At 72.5% G+C, this 18126-nt stretch carries 13 protein-coding genes and 1 pseudogene; 4 read left to right on the top strand and 10 right to left on the bottom strand.

Going from position 1 to position 18126, the window contains the following annotated elements:
• Positions 1–109: 109 nt before the first annotated feature.
• The 5 genes from ACWA15_RS06370 to ACWA15_RS06350 form a co-directional block, all read right to left on the bottom strand.
• A complete protein-coding gene (locus ACWA15_RS06370) occupies positions 110–502 on the bottom strand; it encodes a DUF4280 domain-containing protein (RefSeq protein WP_464058633.1) in 393 nt (130 codons plus the stop codon).
• A 91-nt stretch (positions 503–593) separates the two neighbouring features.
• Entirely contained in the window at positions 594–1079 is a 486-nt protein-coding gene (locus ACWA15_RS06365) for a septum formation family protein (protein ID WP_464058631.1), read from the bottom strand.
• Positions 1076–1573, bottom strand: coding sequence for a type III secretion system chaperone family protein (locus ACWA15_RS06360; RefSeq protein ID WP_464058629.1), 498 nt, complete (start codon positions 1571–1573; stop codon positions 1076–1078). The genes ACWA15_RS06365 and ACWA15_RS06360 overlap by 4 nt, the downstream gene beginning before the upstream one ends.
• The gene (locus ACWA15_RS06355; RefSeq protein WP_464058627.1) at positions 1573–4770 is read right to left on the bottom strand and encodes an eCIS core domain-containing protein; all 3198 of its coding nucleotides are present in this window, start codon (positions 4768–4770) and stop codon (positions 1573–1575) included. Before ACWA15_RS06355 ends, ACWA15_RS06360 begins: the two co-directional genes overlap by 1 nt.
• 336 nt (positions 4771–5106) lie before the next feature.
• The gene (locus tag ACWA15_RS06350) at positions 5107–5256 is read right to left on the bottom strand and encodes a hypothetical protein (protein WP_464058625.1); all 150 of its coding nucleotides are present in this window, start codon (positions 5254–5256) and stop codon (positions 5107–5109) included.
• 86 nt (positions 5257–5342) lie between these two features.
• Between ACWA15_RS06350 and ACWA15_RS06345 the strand changes: the two are divergent.
• Positions 5343–6401: pseudogene (locus ACWA15_RS06345) on the top strand (DUF222 domain-containing protein); the annotation flags it as partial.
• A gap of 606 nt (positions 6402–7007) precedes the next feature.
• Here the strand turns inward: ACWA15_RS06345 and ACWA15_RS06340 are convergent.
• A complete protein-coding gene (locus ACWA15_RS06340) occupies positions 7008–8996 on the bottom strand; it encodes an ATP-binding protein (RefSeq protein WP_464058624.1) in 1989 nt (662 codons plus the stop codon).
• Between the two features lie 125 nt (positions 8997–9121).
• Between ACWA15_RS06340 and ACWA15_RS06335 the strand changes: the two genes are divergently transcribed.
• Together ACWA15_RS06335 and ACWA15_RS06330 are read left to right on the top strand one after the other, a co-directional pair.
• Positions 9122–9541, top strand: a complete 420-nt coding sequence (locus tag ACWA15_RS06335) for an RNA-binding S4 domain-containing protein (RefSeq protein ID WP_464058622.1) — start codon at positions 9122–9124, stop codon at positions 9539–9541.
• Positions 9542–10570: a DUF4031 domain-containing protein gene (locus ACWA15_RS06330; RefSeq protein ID WP_464058620.1), complete on the top strand. Its 1029-nt coding sequence runs from the start codon at positions 9542–9544 to the stop codon at positions 10568–10570.
• A 24-nt stretch (positions 10571–10594) separates the two neighbouring features.
• Here ACWA15_RS06330 and ACWA15_RS06325 read toward each other — a convergent pair whose 3' ends face one another.
• A complete protein-coding gene (locus tag ACWA15_RS06325) occupies positions 10595–11635 on the bottom strand; it encodes a lysylphosphatidylglycerol synthase transmembrane domain-containing protein (RefSeq protein ID WP_464058618.1) in 1041 nt (346 codons plus the stop codon).
• 158 nt (positions 11636–11793) lie between these two features.
• Here ACWA15_RS06325 and ACWA15_RS06320 point away from each other — a divergent pair, with 158 nt between their 5' ends.
• Positions 11794–13971: an Ig-like domain repeat protein gene (locus tag ACWA15_RS06320; RefSeq protein WP_464058616.1), complete on the top strand. Its 2178-nt coding sequence runs from the start codon at positions 11794–11796 to the stop codon at positions 13969–13971.
• A gap of 19 nt (positions 13972–13990) precedes the next feature.
• Here the strand turns inward: ACWA15_RS06320 and ACWA15_RS06315 are convergent, their stop codons facing one another.
• The 3 genes from ACWA15_RS06315 to ACWA15_RS06305 form a co-directional block, all read right to left on the bottom strand.
• Entirely contained in the window at positions 13991–16066 is a 2076-nt protein-coding gene (locus ACWA15_RS06315) for an iron ABC transporter permease (RefSeq protein WP_464059428.1), read from the bottom strand.
• A gap of 80 nt (positions 16067–16146) precedes the next feature.
• Positions 16147–17142: an ABC transporter substrate-binding protein gene (locus ACWA15_RS06310; RefSeq protein WP_464058614.1), complete on the bottom strand. Its 996-nt coding sequence runs from the start codon at positions 17140–17142 to the stop codon at positions 16147–16149.
• A 137-nt stretch (positions 17143–17279) separates the two neighbouring features.
• Complete coding sequence (locus tag ACWA15_RS06305) at positions 17280–18122, bottom strand: ABC transporter ATP-binding protein (RefSeq protein WP_464058612.1); 843 nt, start codon at positions 18120–18122, stop codon at positions 17280–17282.
• Positions 18123–18126: the final 4 nt, after the last annotated feature.

Here is an 18126-nt window from a genome sequence, read left to right as displayed (position 1 = left end):
CCACCCTCATCTCCTCGTCACCCTTCGTGACCTCGAACAGGGTGCACGCGCACAACGATAAGGATCTGGCGGTCAGGGGGCATCGGTAATCGCTACCGAAGTTCACGGTTCAGCCGGCGGTCGTCTTGAGGGCGCCGGGCATGAGGATCTGGATGACGCCGCCGTAGGCGCACGAGCACGTGCTCCCCTGGGTGAGGGCGGGGGCCCCGGCGATCATCGTCTTGGGTGCCCCGGGCGCCCACGGCCCGACCGTGACCGGCAGGCACGGCATCGGGACGAGCACCCCGAAGGCCGCCGCGGTCGCGGCGGCCACCATCGGGTTTGCGAGCGACATGCACATCCCGAACGGCGGGATGTTGACGACCGGCAGCGTGTCCATGACGTTCGCCGCCGGCAGCTTCTCGATCATCACCCGGTTCATCGGGAGCACCACCAGGGCCGACGGCGCGGCGCCGAAGGAGCACAGGAGCTGGCCTCCGGTGATGGCTGACGGTTGTCCCATGGTGGTGTCCTCTGGCTGGCTGTCGGTCTGTCGGTCTGTCGGTCTGCCGGTCTGTCGTGCGGCGTCGGGCGGTGCGTGGCGGGCGTGCCGGTTACGTCTTCGTCCCGCGCACGGAGGCGGTGAGCTCGTCCCCGGTGGTCGTCACGAAGCACAGCACGGTGGTGTCGGGGCCCTGGTCCCAGCCGCGGGCGGAGGGCAGCAGGTAGGTGAAGTACAGCGCGGAGTCGCGGTAGTCGACCCCGACGTAGTCCGCGAAGTCCTCGGCGCAGACACCGTCGGCGAAGGTCACCAGCGCGGCATCACCGGGGAAGTCCCCGACATCGCCGGTCTCGGTGGTGAAAGCCACCTCGGCGTAGAGCTCGAGCTCGTGGCCCGTGCCACAGGGAACCCGGTCGACCGTCTCGACCTCGGCGGAGATCTCCTCGGCAGCCCGCAGGCAGTCGCCGATCTCGAGGTCGAAGATCGAGACCTCGGTGGCCTCGTCGTCGGATCCGGAGCAGGCTGCGGTGGCGAGCAGCAGGGCGCCGAGCAGCGCGGCACGGCGGGCTGGGCGCCGGGCCGGGTGGAGCAGGGTCATGCGGGGTCCTCTGGCGTGATCGGGGTGGTCGGCGCGGTCGCGGGGCGCGTGCGGGCGAGCACCGCCTCGAGCTCTGGCTGGGTCCGCTCGTGGACCGTCTCGACCTCGACGATGAGCCTGTCCACGATCGCCTGCACGACAGCGAGGTCGAGGGCGAGGTCGGGGAAGGCGAACCCGGACCGCAGCGACAGGTTGCCCGTGTCCAGGTCCAGCTCGAAGGCCGACGTGGTCAGGTGGGTGTTCTGCCGGGTGACGAACTCCGCGACCGCGGCGCGGGCCTCGGCCGCGACGTACTCGGGGTGCACCCGGTAGAAGACGATCGAGCGGGTGTGGGTCATGGCGACGCCGAGCAGGGGCTCTCCCTGGCCGTCGCGCGGCGCGACGTCGAAGACCTCGCGGTCCCAGTCGACGTCGAGGGCCCAGCCGGACTCGGAGAGCGCGGCGACGACCGTCGCGAGGACGCCGGCGCCCGGTGCCACCTGGTCGGCGCTCATCAGGCACCCGCCTTGGACGCGCCGGCGTGTGCGACCTTCTTGTGCAGCCGGTCCTGGACGATCTTGATGAGGATCGCGCGCCCTTCCTCGGAGTTCTCCGTGTTGGTCGCGGCAGCCACGACCACGGCGTCACTGAGTCCGTCGACGCCCTCGAGGAACGCCTTCTGGTCCGCCTCGGTGCTCTTGGCGGGCAGCTGGTACGGGCCGCAGACGAGGGACACCCCGGAGTCTCGGACGGCGCCGCCCTTGGCGGCGCTCTCCCAGTTCACCTCGGTCTTCTTCGCCGACCGGCCGAACTTCTCCTCGCCCTTGACCATCATCTTCAGCCGCCAGAGGATGCCTCGGCCACCGGGCTTGGTGTCGGCGTCGGGGCCCTGGTCGTCCATCCGGTTGCGCTGGTCCGCCATGGCCCCCGTCGCGGACCACTTGTCGGAGATCGCGACGGCCTTCTTCTGGTAGGTCTGGTAGGCGTACTCCGGGTCCGCGTCGTCGCCCATCTCGTCGAGCACAGCCTGACGGATCTTGAAGAGCATGTCCTGCTCGAGCACCACCGGCGCTGCGGCCGCGGCGCCCTGCGGTCCGGCCTTGGTCGGACCCTTGGCGAGCGGCGCCGCCGGGGCGGGCGTGCGGTGGACCTTCGCGAGCATGGCTGCGTCGACCGCCGCGCCGTCGACCGCGTAGTTGGCCAGGAAGGCGATCGCGACAGGATCCTTGCCCGCTGCTCGCAGGATGATGCCGTCGACGGCCGTCCCCGGGTTGTGGGTGAGCACCTGCTCGGCGGACCCTTCGAGCGCGCCCACGGACGCGTCGCTGGCCTTCTTCGACAGGAAGGTCATGTACTCGTCGGCGATGAAGTGGCCGAGGTCGTGCAGCTTGTCGAGGACGCCGATCCCCAGGTCGACGGCCACCGGGATGCCGAAGCCGCCGGCGGTGGCGACCGTCGCGATCGACGTCACCACCTGGGAGATGGAGACCGCCGTGCTCCAGGACGCCTTTTCGAGGTTCTTCGTGTACTTCGACGCGACCTTCAGCAACGGGTAGACGAGGACGTTCACCTTGGAAGGGTCTGGGTCGGACAGCCGGGCCTGGAGGATCGCCTTGTTCGCCTCGTCCATCCGCTGGGACTTGTCGGCGAGGGCCATGGCGTTGCTGGCGACCGAGATCACCGCACTGACGATGTTGAGGCCCGGGATGACCTGCTTGACGCTGCTCTCCACCGAGGAGTCGATGAGCACGGCGAGCTTCGCCGTCTTCTTCGCCGAGTCGACGAGGTTGCCCAGACCGTCCAGACCGGCCTTCGCCGCAGCAAGGTCCTTACGGGGGTCCTTCGCCTTCTGGGAGTCCTCCAACGCCTTGACGAACTTGATGATGCCGTCGACGCTGCTCGTCAGGGACGTGAAGACGTCCGAGACGGTGCCGATCCCTTCGGCGGCCTTGGTCTGGACCGACTGCGGGTAGGTGGGCCCCTCACCCGACCGGTTGCCCGTCTTGAGGTTCTCTGCGGCCTGCTTCGCGCCGGCGACGAGCTCTCCGGCGCCGAGCGGGTCCTTCGACGAGAGCGGATCGCCGGTGTTGGCGGCGTCGAGCTTGGTGTCTTCCGCCTGCCCCTTCGAGGCGACCACCGACTGGATCTTGCCGACGACGTCAGCGCCCTTGTCGACGTACCCGCCCGCCTTGTCCGAGAACGCGTCCGCCTTCTCGGTGTCCGTCACCTCCGCGCGGGGTGACCCTGCCAGACGCACGCGGGCGTCCATGATCGCGCGGACGTCCAGCGCGCTGTCCTTGGCCGGGCGCTGGGACCTGATCTCCTCCGGCGCGGCTCCCCAGGTCTCCGCCGCGGCCTTCTTCTCGGCCACGTCGAGAGAGAGCGGGGGCACTGCGGACGTCGCGGCCTGCAGCGCGAGGACGTACTTCTCGTAGAGGATCTCGACCGGCTCGGGGAGCATGGTGCCCAGCTTTGTCGCCTGCGACTCCGCCTCGTTGTTCACGCTCGCGACGGCAGCATGGTTGCGTGCGTCGCGGATCTCCCGCATGAGGCGCTCGGCGACCGTCTCTCGGGTCGGGCGCACGTGGAAGAGGTTCTTCGCGCGGAAGCCCTCCAGCCAGATCTGCTTGAACGCCTCGTCGATGACCTTGTCGTCGGTCCACGTGGGGTTGGCGGTCGTCAGCTCGGCCGCGAGCTCCTTCTCGGCCTGGAGGGACTCGTCCATCTGTGCGTCGAGGAGGGCCTTGGCGGTGGTCACCCGGTCAGCGTCGCCGGCGTTGACGATCTTGTCGCTGATCGCCTGCCGTCCGGCGATGCCCTCCTCTCGTGCCTTCTCGTTGGTCTTCGCCGTGGATTTCTCAAGCTTCTGATGACCGGACACGGTCTTGGCGTCCTTGACCTTCGCTGCCTTCGCCTCGTCCTTGATCTTCTTGGCGTCCGCTGCGGCCTCCTTCTTGACCAGCTCCGCGGCTGCCTCTTGATCCTTCTGCTCAGGAGTCTTGGGCTTGAAGAGACCGCTGACCGCGTCGGACACCCCGCTGAAGAACGACTTGGACGCCGGCTTGGCCGCTGTCGCCGTCGCCGATGTCGACGTGGCGCGACGCACCGGCGCACCCCCGCCTTCGGTCACGACGTGGGCCAGCTCGTGCGCGAGCACCCGCTGGCCGTCGGAGTCGTGCGGGGCGTACTGACCGGCCCCGAAGAAGATGTCCGACCCGGTGGTGAACGCCCGGGCGGACACCGCCTGGTTGAGCGAGGCCGAGGTGGAGTCGTCGTGGATGCGCACATGGCCCAGCCCGGTGCCGAAGGCGCCCTCCATCGAGCGCCGGATGCCCTCGGGTAGCCCACGTCCGCCGCCGGTGCGGGCCGCAATCTGTCCGCTCGTCGCCGCATCCAGGGCGCCACCGGCTGCGCCGACCACGGCGCTGGGCGTCGGGACCGCGCTGCGGCGCAGGTGACCGCAGCCGGGGTCGTGCGCGTGGACGTCGTCGGCCGGGCCCTGGGAGCCGTCGCCGGACGGGGCGCCCCCCGCGCGCAGGCGACGCAGCACGCTGTCGGCGAGTGCATCGGCATCACGCTCGGCGCGGTCGTCGGCGCTGCCGACCATGAGACCGGCGACCGGGACCACGTGGGCAGGGGCGACCGGTGCCACGGCCTGGTCCACCTGATCCGCGGTCGCGGTCGTGGGCTGGGGTGCGTGGGTCAGCGACATGGTCTTCTCCGCTCATCAGGACGATCGGGCTGTGCGGTACGCGACCACTTCCTGTCCCGCGAGCGGGGCGGGCGACGGCCGAGTTGGCGCTGCTCTGGCCATCCTTGACCAGCCGACCGTCCCGGCACTACCGCAATTGATACCCAAGTCCGTCGGGCTAGGGGTGAACTGGTGGCCCCGCGCGCTGAGCCGTGGCAGTACGTGCTCCGCGGGTGGAGCCACTGGGAGAAGCGATGCGGGGTCTACATCTCCGGTGGAGAGCAGGTGTGAGACATCGGCCCTGGTCACACCTGTATGGCTGTGATCGCCCTGGAATGTCAGTGGCCATCCGTAGAGTCAGGACATGAGCAGGAACGGGATGGTCGACGGCGATCGCGGGCCCCGCTGGGCGGGTCCGGCGGGCGGGTCGGTGTGCGCGACGGCGGGTGCGACGGCGTGCGCGACGGCGGGTGCGACGGCGTGCGCGACGGCGGGTTGTGCGCGCACTGCTGCACCGTTGGCACCTGCGTCCTCAGCGGGTGGTATCGGTGGTCTCGCCCGGGAATGTCAGTGGCCAGATGTAGGTTCGAATCATGGTTGAGAACCTGATCTCCGAAGACGACGGGCCCGGTGGAACCGTCAAGGCGGAACTGCTCGCCGCCATCGTCACCGCCGATCAGATGATCAACTCCATGACGGCCATGCGGTCGGCGCTCATCGAGGAGCTGCGCACCTCCTCCCTGGACCCGAGTGAACTGACCCTTGACCCCGGCGACCCAGACCTCGACCTGGGCGAGGTCACCGCAGAGCTGGCCTGCGCCCTGCACCTGCCCCACACCACCGCCGCGCACCTGCTCGACGACGCCCACGTCCTAGCCACCGACCTCCCCGCCACCGCCACCGCACTGGCTGAAGGGTCGATCACCTACCGCCACACCCAGGTGATGATCAACCACATCGCCGGCCTCGACCCCCACACCCGGGCACGAGCGGAGAAGACCCTCATCCCCCGCGCCAAACTCCTCACCGTCTCGGTCTTCAAGCGGGCCGCCACCCGCGAACGCGACCGCCTGGACCCCGTACCCCTGGTCGTACGCCACGAGACGGCAACGACCGGGCGCACCGTCCTGATCGAACCCGACGTCGACGGCATGGCGTGGCTGCACGCGTTCTTGCCCGCCACCCAAGCCCACGCCATCTTCAACAGGGTCTCCGACGTCGCCGCGTCCCTGCAGCACCCCGACGACGGACGCACCCTGCCCCAGCTGCGCGCCGACACCCTGACCGCCGTCATGCTCGACGACGACGCCCACGACGCCTTCACCCACGCCCTGAGCAACCCGGCTGGCGCGGAGGGCACCGGGCACAACGACAGCACCAGCGAACCAGATCACGGGACTGACGGGGCTGACGGGGCTGACGGGGACGGTCCTGGCTCCGCGGAGGATCGCCGGCGCCTGCGCACCTCGATGCGCGGCATCCGCCCCACCGTCGCCGTCACCGTCCCGGTCCTGACGCTCCTGGGCGCAGACGCACCCGCCGAGCTCGAAGGCTACGGACCCATCGACCCCGACACCGCCCGAGACCTCTGCGGGCGGGCCCCGTCCTTCCTACGCATCCTCACCCACCCCCACACCGGAGCCATCCTCGGCGTCGACCGCGACCGCTACACCATCCCCGCCGACCTCAAAGCCTGGCTCCGCCTCAGAGACGAACACTGCCGCTTCCCCGGCTGCGCACGCAGAGCCACCCGCTGCGACATCGACCACGTCACCAACTGGGCCCACGGCGGAACAACCGACCAGACCAACCTCATCCACCTCTGCCGCACACACCACCGCATGCGACACCGCACCCGATGGAACGCCCAGATCATCACCACCCCACCCGGCGAACCCGGGTCAGGCGGATTTGGAGCTGGTAGACCCTGGTCAGGCGGATCCGGAACCGGCGGACCCCCACGACCGACCGGCCCCCTCGGCGCGAGCGTGCACTGGACCGCGCCCTCCGGCCGCACCTACACCACCACCGACGCCCACCACGAACGCGGCGCACACCACGGCGCCGTCCCACCACCGAACCCACCCGGTGCCAACCAAGAGACCTGCCACAACGCCGACCATCGCGCCGATCCGGATACAGACGGCACAGCCGAGAACGCCACGTCGAGAGCGCCCGTGGCGCCCGAGGCGCCTGCGACACCGGCCAGGTTCCCGGACATCCCGCCCTTCTGGCAGGGCTGCATCACCCTGCAGGAGCTACTCGAACGCCTTCGCCGGGACCCGCCGGCCGAGCTTGGTGAACTCCCGCACCACGGCGAAGTGCAGGTCCCCCATCCCCACGAGCCGTTCCTGGGCGACCGCCTCGTACGCGGCGGACAGCACGATGTTGCGGATGTCTCCACCGGCCACCTCGAGGTTGTCGGCCAGCACGGCGATGTCGACCGGGTCACCGGGGTCGAGGGCGGGCAGCTGGGCGAGGTGGTGCTCCCACAGGCTCGCCCGGGTCGCGGCGTCGGGATCGGGGAAGTGGATCATGAAGTGCAGCCGGCGGGCGAAGGCCTGGTCGAGGTTGCCCCGCAGGTTCGTGGCGAGCACGGTGATCCCGTCGAAGGACTCCATCCGCTGCAGCAGGTAGGCCACTTCCTGGTTGGCGTACCGGTCCTTGGAGTCGCTCACCGCCGACCGCGACCCGAACAGCGAGTCCGCCTCGTCGAAGAACAGCACGCAGTTGAGCGACTCCGCCTCGGCGAACACCTTCTCCAGGTTCTTCTCCGTCTCCCCGATGTACTTGTCCACGACCGAGGACAGGTCGACCTGGAAGAGGTCCATCCCGAGGGCGTCCGCGACCACGTGCGCGGCGAGCGTCTTGCCGGTGCCCGGGCTGCCCGAGAACAGCGCGGCGATCCCGGTCCCCTTGCCCCCCTTGCCCTGCAGGTCTCCCAGGGCGAAGACGTCGTCGCGGTGCTTCGCCCACCCGATCAGCCGGCTCACCTCGTCCCGGGTGCGCTCGGGCAGCACGAGGTCGTCGAGGACCGCCGAGCCGCGGCGGCCGGCCGCGCTCTTGGTCCCGCCGCGTCCCAGCCGGCGCGCGGCGTCCTGCACGATCGCGGCCGTCACCTCGGTCCCGGCCTGCTCCGCGGTGCGCAGGGAGAGCCGTCCGACGGCGGCGATCTGCTCCGGGGTCAGGCGCAGCCCGGTCACCGCGTCTTGGGGCACCTGCCCGCCGAGGGCGACCCACCACAGCTCCCCGCGCTCGGTGGGGGTCAGCCGCGGCGCCGTCACCGCGACCGGGATGACTCGTGCCCAGGACGTGTCCCAGTCCGTCGAGGCCACCGCGATCACCGGCATCACCGCGCCGGTGAGGAGGTCCATCGCCCCGGCGGCGAGCTCGGCCCCGGCCAGGATGAGCACGCAGCCGTCCAGGGCCGCCTCGAGGACGAGGTCGGCGACCAGGCCCCGGACCTCGGCCTGGCTCAGCCCGGTGCCCCCGGGCCCGCCCTCCCCTGGCCCGCCGAGGTGGGGCACCCGCCGCAGGTCCGCGAGCAGGCACATGACCTCGAGCTGCTCGCAGGCCGCGGCCGCCAGCGCGGTGCCGGCCGTCCCCGGCCCGGCGGTGACCCACACGAGGCCGGCGCCGCGCTCGAGGGCGCCCGCGACCGTCGTCGTGCCTTCCACCGGGACCGGCATGACCTCCCCGAACAGCGGCAGCAGCCGCGCCGGCGGGGAGTCGTCGCCGATCAGCGCGGCGACGACCCGCTCACTGAGCTGGAGCCGCCGGGCCAGGAAGACGTCGTCCCCGAGCACGGAGAGCAGCCCGTGCCGGCGCAGCGGCGCGGACGCGGCCAGCAGCCGGCGACCCTGCGCGGACACCGGTGAGAGACCAGCGAGCTCGAGCGCCACGGCCACGCTCGGGCGCGCCGCCCCCTCGTCGCCGGAGAGCAGACCGAGCAGCAGGTGCCCGGCCGGGTGCAGCTCGGGCAGCAGCGCGATCGTGAGCAGCCGACGATCGGCCTCGGCCAGGCCGAACCTGCCGGCCAGCGCGTCGATCGGGTCGGCCAGGACGAGGAAGGCGCCGGTGGCGTGCTCGGCGTCGAGCACCTCCAGGGCGGCCTGCGCGCCGCTGATCTGCGCGCCGTCCCCGCGCCGCGCGACGGCCGCGGCCAGGGCGAGCAGCAGAGCGCTGAACGGTGAGACGGGGCCCGGGACGGCGTTGATGGACTGCTCCTTCGAGGACGGCAGGTGCACGAGAGGGACGAGGGGACATGCTCGGATGTCATGCTGGGCACAGGCTACAAGTGCTGGCAGGCTACAACCTCGCGCGCCCGCGGCGCTTGTATGATCCAGACACCCGCACAGTCAGGAGCCCCACCGTGCCCACCGCAGGAGACCGGCCCGTCCCGCCACCCCTGCCCGACGCCGGCGCCCGCGCCCGGGTGGACAGCTGGGCCTGGGCGGTGCGCCTGTTCCGCACCCGGTCCCAGGCCGCCGCGGCCTGCCGCGCCGGGCACGTCAAGGTCAACGACGAGCGCGCCAAGCCGGCCACCCCGGTCAAGGTCGGCGACGAGGTGCACGTGCGCGGGGAAGGTCTGGAACGGATCGTGGTGGTGAAGAAGGCCATCACCAAGCGGGTCGGAGCCGCCCTGGTGCCCGAGTGCATCATCGACAACTCCCCGCCCCCGCCGACGCGGCTCGACACGCCCCTCGCCGGTGCCCGCGACCGCGGTGCAGGCCGCCCGACCAAGCGTGAACGCCGCGAGATCGACGCTCTGCGCGGGCGAGAGCACCCCTGAGTGACGCTCTACATCGACTCCCCGCTCTGGCCCGGGCACGGGACCACGTGGTCCCATCTCGTCTCCGACTCCTCCCTCGCCGAGCTGCACGCCTTCGCCGCAGACTGTGGTCTGGCGCGGCGCGCCTTCGACCTCGACCACTACGACGTCCCCGCCGCGCGGGTGGCTGACCTCGTCGCGGCCGGAGCCGTGCCCACCTCGGGACGCGACCTGCTCACCCGGCTCGCGGCGTCGGGCCTGCGGGTGCGCGGACGGGACCGGGTGGCGGCCAAGCGCGCGGCGCTGCTGGCGAGGTGGACGGCGCTGCTGGCGGGCGTCCCCGGCGCCGCGGGGGTCGGGGAGGACCTGCTCACCCGCTGGTCCGAGCCGCACCGCGCTTACCACGGCACCGCCCACCTCACCCACGTGCTCGACTCCCTGGCCGTCCTCGAGCCCGGCGCACCCCGCGCGGTGCACCTCGCGCTGTGGTTCCACGACGCGGTCCATGACGGCGTGGCCGGCGCCGACGAGGCAGCGTCCGCGGCTCTCGCCGGTGATCTGCTCGGCCCGCTCGTGGGGCGGGCTGCGGAGCCCGTCGGCGGACAGACCGCTGACCCGGCTGGCGGACAGTCCGCGGTGCCTGTTGGCGGCCCGGCCGCGAAGCCAGCTGGCGGACAGGCCGCGGCGCCTGTTGGCGGACAGGCCGCGGCGGGTGAGCCGCTCACCGCGACCGAGGTCGCCGAGGTCGTCCGGCTCGTGCTGGTCACCGTGGACCACTCCCCCGCCGCAGGCGACGCCGCCGGCGCCCTGGTCTGCGACGCCGACCTGGCGATCCTGGCGAGCGCGCCGGACCGCTACGCCCGCTACGTCTCCCAGGTGCGCACCGAGTACGCCCACGTACCCGACGCCGCCTTCGCGGCCGGCCGGGCGGCCGTCCTGGAGCGGCTGCTGGCGACGGTCCCGCTGTTCCGGACCCCGGTCGGAGCAGCACGCTGGGAGGAGACCGCGCGGGAGAACCTGCGGGCGGAGCTGGCCGGGCTGGTGGGGTAGGAGCCGAGCTCCTGACCCGGCGGCTCAGATCTTGCCCCGGCGCTGCAACGAGTTGTAGAAGTACCAGCCCACGCAGGTGGGGATCCAGGTCGCGACGATCCGGTAGCCGAACGTCGCCGCGAGCGCCGTCCCGGGATTGATGCCCAGCGCCGTCAAGCTGGCGACCAGAGCGGCCTCGACCGCCCCGATGCCCCCCGGCGTCGGGGCCGCCGAGGCGAACGTCGCCCCCACCATCGTCGCGAAGGCTGCCGTCACCGGGCGGCTCCCGGCGCCCACGGCTACGAGCACCGCCCACAGCGTCACGGCGGAGGAGAGGGTGCCGCCCGCCGCACCGAGGACCGACGACGTCAACCGGCGCGGGGAGCGGATCAGGGCGGCGAAGTGCTCGGCCCCGGGGCGCCCGCGGTGGCGCCACAGCTCCGAGAGCGCAGCCCGGATCCGGCGGACCCCGAGCGCGACCCCCACGACCGCGAGCGTGACGCCCAGGATCACCAGCACGGTCCAGCCGCTGGGTGCGTCTTTGAGCACATCGACGCTCCGGCCGCCGACCAGGGCGAGCACGACGAGGAAGACGACGTGCACGAGCGCCTGGATGAGGTTCTGCAGTCCGACGACTGCCGCCGCGACGCTCGTCGGCAGCCCGTGGGCGATGAGGAACTGCACCGCGAGTGCCAACGACCCGACCGAGGCGGGGGTCGACGTCCCCGTGAACGTCGAGGCGACCTGCATCTGGACGCCGTCCCGGTACGGGATCGGGATGCCTGCGCAGGCCCGCAGCGCCACCGCGACGCTGACGAACCCGCCGGTGGTCGCGACCGCGGCGACGACCAACCACGCCGGCCGCGCGGCTCGGAGCGCGCCCAGGACGTCCGGCAGCTCGCTGACCAGCGGGATGGCCACGTAGGCGAGCCCGAGCACGAGGACAGCCTGGATGATCCGGCGCCGGGTCAGCCACCCTTTGGCCCAGGTCCGCCCCGGCGCCTCGGGGGTCCCGGGCGCGGCCTGCAGTTCGGCGTCGGGCTCAGCATCGGGCTCGCTCGCGGGGACGTCGGCGTCGTCAGCCACCCTGCGATCGTAGGCCGGTCGCTCTGGGACTGCCCCCGGGCCCTCCCCGTACGCCGCTCAGCCCCGGAAACTACGTAGCGATTGCTCTGTATCACCCCTGGTGGGGACGCATATGGTGCTCATGACTTCCGATACCCGACCCCGAGACAGAGGACTTCATGCTGGTGCACCACCGTCGGCTCTCCCCGACCACCGCCCGGGCCGGGGGCGCCGTCCTCGTCGCCTCAGCCGTCATGCTGCCGCTCGCCCTCCTCGCCGGTCCGGCTACTGCTGCCCCGGCTCTGGTGGCACCCGCCTCGTCCACGGCCACCGTCGTGGCCTCGACGATCGACGTCCGGTCCCAGGTCAGCGTCCGCGGCCTGCAGACGGGATCGATCGATCCCGCGCGCAACCGGCTCTACCTCGCGGACGCGGTCTGGAAGGGCACCCAGCAGGTGGCCCAGATCGACCTCTCCACCGGCACCGCCTCGCTCATCCCCCTGGGTGGCGGGTATGCGGCCAACGACACGGCGGTCTCCCCGCTGGACGGGACGGTCTACGTCTCGCACAACACCATCGGCGGGGGGATCTCGGTCATCGACCCCGCCCAGACGTACTCGGCCGACACAACGCCACCCGTCATCACCAGCGGCCTGTCGGGCAACACCCAGCAGCTCGGCGTGGGGACCGACGGCCGCGTCTATGCGCTGCACTCCTATTCAGGCGTGGTCTCTGTGGTGGGAGCCTCCACCGGAACAGATCGCCTCGCGGTCGTGCAGTCGATCAGCGTTCCTCAGGCGAGCACCGGCGCCATGGCGATCGACGCCCCCCGCAACCGCCTCTACGTCGTCGGCATGGAGTCCGACACACTCACTGTCGTCGACACCGCCACAGACCCCGCGGTGGTGCTGGGCGTCGTCCCGCTCCTGCCGTCGCGGGACGTCGTCGGCGTCGGCGTCGACGCCCGGACCGGGCAGGTGATCCTCAGCGACCAGGTGTCACGCACCCTCGAGTGGCTGACCATCGATCCCACGTCTCTGGCAGTCACGACGGACCGGACCGAGGCGCTCGCGCCGCTGCCGGCCGGAGCCGACCCCTGGTCGATGCCGTCTTCGATCAGTGTGCGCCCGGACGGGACCACCTTCGTCGTCACGCTCGTCTACGCTGCTCCGAGCCAGGCGTCCCAGGTGACGGTCATCCCGCCCACCGTGTCTGCCACCACCCCGGTGACCACACTGACCGTCGGCACGATGGCCAACGGCGGGATCCTCGATCCTCGGGCCGGAGGCACCCTCTACGTGCCCAGCGCGACGTCGGGCACCATCGCCGAGATCACCGACGTGACGCTCTCCGCCGCGACGACCACCACCTCCGCCGGGGCTCAGGGCCTGCTGCGCGCCAGCCTCGTCCGCTCCGACGGACGTGCCGTGGCCGGGTCCATCACCTTCACCGGACCGGTCGGCGACAACCTCGGGGTCACCCCTCTCCAGGCTTCCGGCCTCGCCGAGCTGTCGGTCCCGGGCACCCCGGTCGGGACCCTGGACTTCACCGCGTCGGTCAGCGCCCCCGCAGGCATCGCTCTGACCGCCAGCGGGGCCCTCACCACCACGGCCAGCATCTCGACGACCACCCTGACGCTCACGACCCCGTCCACCGTCGAGGGCAGCACCGTGACCGGCGAGATCGCCGTCGCGGCAGCGGCAGGACCCGCTGCCACCGGGACGGTCTCCGTCGTCGACGCGACCGGAACCGAGCTCGCGACCGCCACCCTCCTGGACGGCCGTGCGACCGTGACCTTCGCCGCCCCACCCGCCGGGACCACCACCCTGACCGCCGTGTACGCCGGCGTCACCGACGTCGCAGGGTCGGTGTCCGCCCCGGTCGACCTCGTCGTGGCCGCCCGTGTCCCCGTCGCCTCGGCGCCCAGCGCCGTGGGCGCAGCCGGGTCGACGTCGACCACGTCGATCTCGGGCTTCCTGCCGGGTGAAGAGGTGGTGCTCACGCTGCACTCCGACCCCGTCTACCTCGGCACCGTCCGGGTCGACGCGACCGGATCGGGGACGCTCACCTTCACCGTCCCCGCGGTCGACGCCGGCGCGCACACGATCGTCGCCGTCGGCCAGACCTCGGGCCGCACGACGAGCCTCCCGTTCACGGTCACCGGCTCCGCCGTCACGGCTGCGCTGCCGGTCACTCAGTCGGGGGCCACCTCCGCACCGGTCGCCACCGCGCCCCGGGCGCTCGCCTCAGGTCTGGCCGCAACAGGCAGCGAACCGGCCCCGCTGGTCGCCCTGGGCGCTCTCCTGGTGCTCCTGGGAACCGGTGCGGTCGCGGCAGCGCGACGTCGCGTGAGCTGATCGGTGGCCGGCGCGTCGGTCAGCGACCGGCGCGCTGGCGCCACAGCAGCCAGACGAAGTACGGCGCGCCGATGAGAGCCGTCATGAGGCCGGCGGGGATCTGCGCCGGGGCGATCGCGGTCCGTCCGATCGTGTCCGCCACGCTCACCAGGAGCGCGCCGAGCAGCATCGCGACGGGGATCACCCGCCCGTTGCGCGCACCGACGAGCGCCCGCGCCGCGTGCGGGGCGACGAGCCCGACGAAGCCGACCACCCCGACCGCGCAGACGGCGGCCGCGGTGATGAGCACGGACCCGCCGAGCAGGAGCCGGCGAGAGCGCTCGACCTCGACGCCCAGGGTGCGAGGGGTGTCCTCGTCGAGGGCGAGGATGTCCATCTCGCGCCGGCGGGACACCGCGAGCGGCGTCACCAGCGCGAGCACGATCGTCACCGGCACGATGTGGGACATCGTCCGTCCGTAGGTCGACCCGGACAGCCAGGTCAGGGCGAGGTTCATGTTCCACGGCTGCGCCACGACAATGACCAGCGTGGTCAGCGCGGCCGCCCCCGCGCTCATCCCCACACCCATGAGCACCAGCCGGTCCGAGCTCAGCCCGCCCCGGTAGGACAGCAGGTAGACGATGAGGAAGGTCACCACGGCGCCGAGCGTCGCGGCGGCGGAGAGCAGCCACACCGAGGCGCCCGGGACGAAGAGGATCACGCTCACCGCGCCGAGGCCGGCCCCGGCCGTCACCCCGAGCAGGCTCGGCTCGGCGAGCGGGTTGCGGCACACGGCCTGGACCATGGTCCCGGCGAGCCCGAGGGCAGCTCCGGCGAGCAGAGCGGCGAGCACCCGCGGCAGACGCTGGTCGAGGACGAAGGACACCTGGCGCCCGGACTGTCCGCCGAGCCAGTTCGCCACGTCCCCGAGCAGCAGCATCCGGTCGCCGAGCAGCACCGCGGCGATCGCGACGAGGACCAGCCCGACGGCGAGGATCCCGGCCACGAGCGCGGCGCGGCGACCGGAGCGGGCACGCACGTGCGCCGCGGAGCCATGGGCGGCCGGACCGGAGTCGCGCAGCCTCCGGGCGAGCGCGATGAGGGTCACCGCCCCGAAGACGGTCGTGATGATCCCGGTCGGGACCGCGACGCCGTAGGTACCCGGCAGCACGATCCGCAGCAGGACGTCGGCTCCGAGCACGACGACGACCCCGACCAGGGCGGCGAGCGGGATGAGGGTGGCGTGCCGGCTCATCCCCGGCACGGTGCGGGCGAGGAGCCGGGCGAGCACGGGGGCGCACAGACCGACGAACCCGATCGGGCCGGCGATCGTCACGGCCGCCGCGGACAGCACCACCGCGACCACGACGGCGAGGGAGCGGGTCCGGCGCACGTCGATGCCGAGGACGTGCGCGGCGTCGTCGCCCAGGGCGAGCAGGTCGAGCCGGCGGGCCAGCAGCGCGAGGCCGAGCATCCCGGCGAGCACGACCGGGGCGGCGAGGGTGACGCTGCGGGTGCCGGACTGCACGATCGAGCCGCTGCCCCAGGCGAAGAGCCCGAGGGTCTCCTGCTGGAAGAGGACGAGCAGCACGCTCGTCGCCGCGCTCAGCGCAAGCGTCGTCGCGGCGCCGGCGAGGATGAGCCGGGTCGGTCCGGCCGCTCCCCCGCGGGCGAGCACGAGGACCAGGCCCGAGGCGGCCATCCCGCCGAGGAAGGCGAGCAGCCCGGAGACGTAGAAGGGCAGGGAGATCCCGACGACCGCGACGGTCACCACGGCGAGGTACCCGCCGGCGTTGACCGCGAGGGTGTCGGGTGAGGCGAGCGGGTTGCGGGCCACGGACTGCAGCGCGGCGCCGGCGGCGCCGAGCGCGAGACCCACGAGGATCCCGGCGAGCAGGCGCGGCAGCCGGGAGGCGGCCAGGACGGCGACCGTGGTCGAGGCGTCGTCGCGCCCGGTGAGCGCGGCGACGATGTCCCCGAGGCCGACGTCGGCCGTGCCCTGGGTGACGTGGACGGCGGCGAGGACGAGGGCGAGCGCGCCGGTGAGGGCGAACACCCACGTGGTGCGCAGGAGCGGGCGACGTCCCCGGGTCGACGTCGGCGACGTCGGCGACATCGGCGACGGAGCCAGGTCGCCGAGCGGTCCCGGGGTGGTGAGCCGGTCGGCTCGCTCGTCGGCCCGCCCCTGCGCGGTGCTCACGCGGTCAGTGCGGCGACGACCGCGTCGACGTAGGCCTCGGCCGAGGCCGGACCGCCGAACATCCAGATGCCGTCGGGCACGCGGTGCACGTCACCGGCGGCGACGAAGGGCAGCTGCTCCCAGATCGCGTTGCCGGCGAGGCCGTCGGCGAAGGGGTCGTCCTCGGAGCCGCTCGCGGCGTAGAGGAAGTGCAGGCCCTCGGTCGCGGTCAGTGCGGTGAGGCCCTCGACGTCGGTCGTGGACAGGCCGTAGTCCGGGTCGCCCTCACCGGTCCACGCGTTGGTCAGGCCGAGCTCGTCGCCGATCGCGCCGAAGAACGAACCGGAGGTGTACATGCGCACCGAGACGGTGCCGTTGGCGATCCAGCCGTCGGCCATGGTGAACGGTGCCCCTTCGACCCCGGCGGCGGCGAGGGCCGCCTGGCCGTCCACGACCTTGGCGTCGAAGGAGGCAAGGATCTCCTCGCCCTTCTCCTGGGTCCCGGTCGCGTCGGCAAGCGTCTCGACGGTGCTGCGCATGTACCCGATCGGGTCGGCGCCGTCCGAGCCGCGCAGCACGAGGACGGGGGCGATCTCCTCGAGCTGGTCGATCACCGTGTCGGCGGTGTCCGTGGTCACCGCGATGAGGTCCGGGTCGAGGGCGGAGATCGCGTCGAGGCTCGCCTCTCCGCGGGTCCCGACGTCGGGGGTGGACGCGTCGATCGGCATCGACAGGTTCCAGGTGTTGTAGCCGGTGACGTCGGCCTGGCCGACGATCGTGGCGTCGAGGGCGAGCAGGTTCTCGGTGAGGCCCCACTCGAGGGAGACGACGGCGGTGGCAGGCGCGTCGAGGGTGTGCTCCCCGCGCTCGTCGGTGTAGGTGACCGGGCCGCTGGCGACCGGGGCGGCCGGCGCCGTGGCCTCGGCGGGTGTCTCGGTCGTGCCGCAGGCGGACAGGGTGAGGGCCGCGGCGAGCAGAGCCGCGGGCAGGCTCAGCAGGTGGGACGGTCGCATGGGGGTGTCCTTCGGTGGTCGGCTCCGGTGCGCGCGGCGACGGAGCGGGTGGGTGCACGGGTGTGCGGTCAGGAAAGTTCGGGGCGGGCGTTGCGCAGGGCGGGCGCTGCGCGGGCGACCCGGCGCGCCCGCTCGGCTCAGACGAGGACGGGTCTGCGCACGGTGTGCCGGCCGACGGGTTCGGTCCGCACGAACCCGGTGAACGGGTCGACGGACACGTCGATGCGCAGGCCGTACGTCTCGCTCAGGGAGTGCGCGGTCATCACCTCGGCCGCGGTCCCGCTGGCATGGACGGCGCCCTTGCGCAGCAGCACGACCCGGTCGGCGACGGCCGCCGCCTGGTTGAGGTCGTGCAGCACCACCCCGACGGCGACGCCGTGGTCGTCGGCGAGGTCGCGCATGAGGTCGAGGATCTCGACCTGGTATCGCAGGTCGAGGTAGGTGGTGGGCTCGTCGAGCAGGAGCACGCCGGTGTCCTGGGCCAGGCACGTCGCGAGCCAGACCCGCTGGAGCTCACCGCCCGAGAGCTCGTCGACGCCGCGGTCGGCCATCTCCGTCACCCCGGTCACGTCCATCGCGTGCGCGACGGCGCGTGGTCCGTCCGCGTCGGTGCGTCGGTAGCGTCCGCGGTAGGGGTGGCGGCCGTAGCCGACGATGTCGCGCACGGTCACGCCGTCGGGCGTGGGGCGGCTCTGGGACAGAAGGGTGACTTGGCGGGCGAAGTCCTTGGGGCGCAGGGCGAGCGCGTCCGCTGCGCCGGGGAGGCTCACCGTGCCCGACGTCGGGCGGTGCAGCCGCGCGAGGGACCTCAGCAGCGTCGACTTCCCGCTGCCGTTCGGGCCGATGAGCGCGGTCACCTGGCCGCGGTGGAGCGTGAGGGACGCGCCGTGCACGACGGTCGTCTTCTCGTACGCGAGGTGCAGGTCCGACCCCGAGAGCGCTGGATCGGCGGCGCCCGTAGCAGGCAAGGTTCGACTCATGTTG

This window comes from Sanguibacter sp. TS_SC_8 (assembly GCF_055361235.1).
Note: the sequence above shows the minus strand (reverse complement) of the source record. Positions and strands in the feature narration are given on the sequence as shown.

Bases quoted from the DNA above. Each gene is read 5' to 3' on its own strand.
- ACWA15_RS06365 (WP_464058631.1), bottom strand. From the start codon at position 1,079: ATGACCCTGCTCCACCCGGCCCGGCGCCCAGCCCGCCGTGCCGCGCTG.
- ACWA15_RS06320 (WP_464058616.1), top strand. From the start codon at position 11,794: ATGCTGGTGCACCACCGTCGGCTCTCCCCGACCACCGCCCGGGCCGGG.
- ACWA15_RS06360 (WP_464058629.1), bottom strand. From the start codon at position 1,573: ATGAGCGCCGACCAGGTGGCACCGGGCGCCGGCGTCCTCGCGACGGTC.
- ACWA15_RS06370 (WP_464058633.1), bottom strand. From the start codon at position 502: ATGGGACAACCGTCAGCCATCACCGGAGGCCAGCTCCTGTGCTCCTTC.
- ACWA15_RS06310 (WP_464058614.1), bottom strand. From the start codon at position 17,142: ATGCGACCGTCCCACCTGCTGAGCCTGCCCGCGGCTCTGCTCGCCGCG.
- ACWA15_RS06305 (WP_464058612.1), bottom strand. From the start codon at position 18,122: ATGAGTCGAACCTTGCCTGCTACGGGCGCCGCCGATCCAGCGCTCTCG.
- ACWA15_RS06355 (WP_464058627.1), bottom strand. From the start codon at position 4,770: ATGTCGCTGACCCACGCACCCCAGCCCACGACCGCGACCGCGGATCAG.
- ACWA15_RS06315 (WP_464059428.1), bottom strand. From the start codon at position 16,066: ATGTCGCCGACGTCGCCGACGTCGACCCGGGGACGTCGCCCGCTCCTG.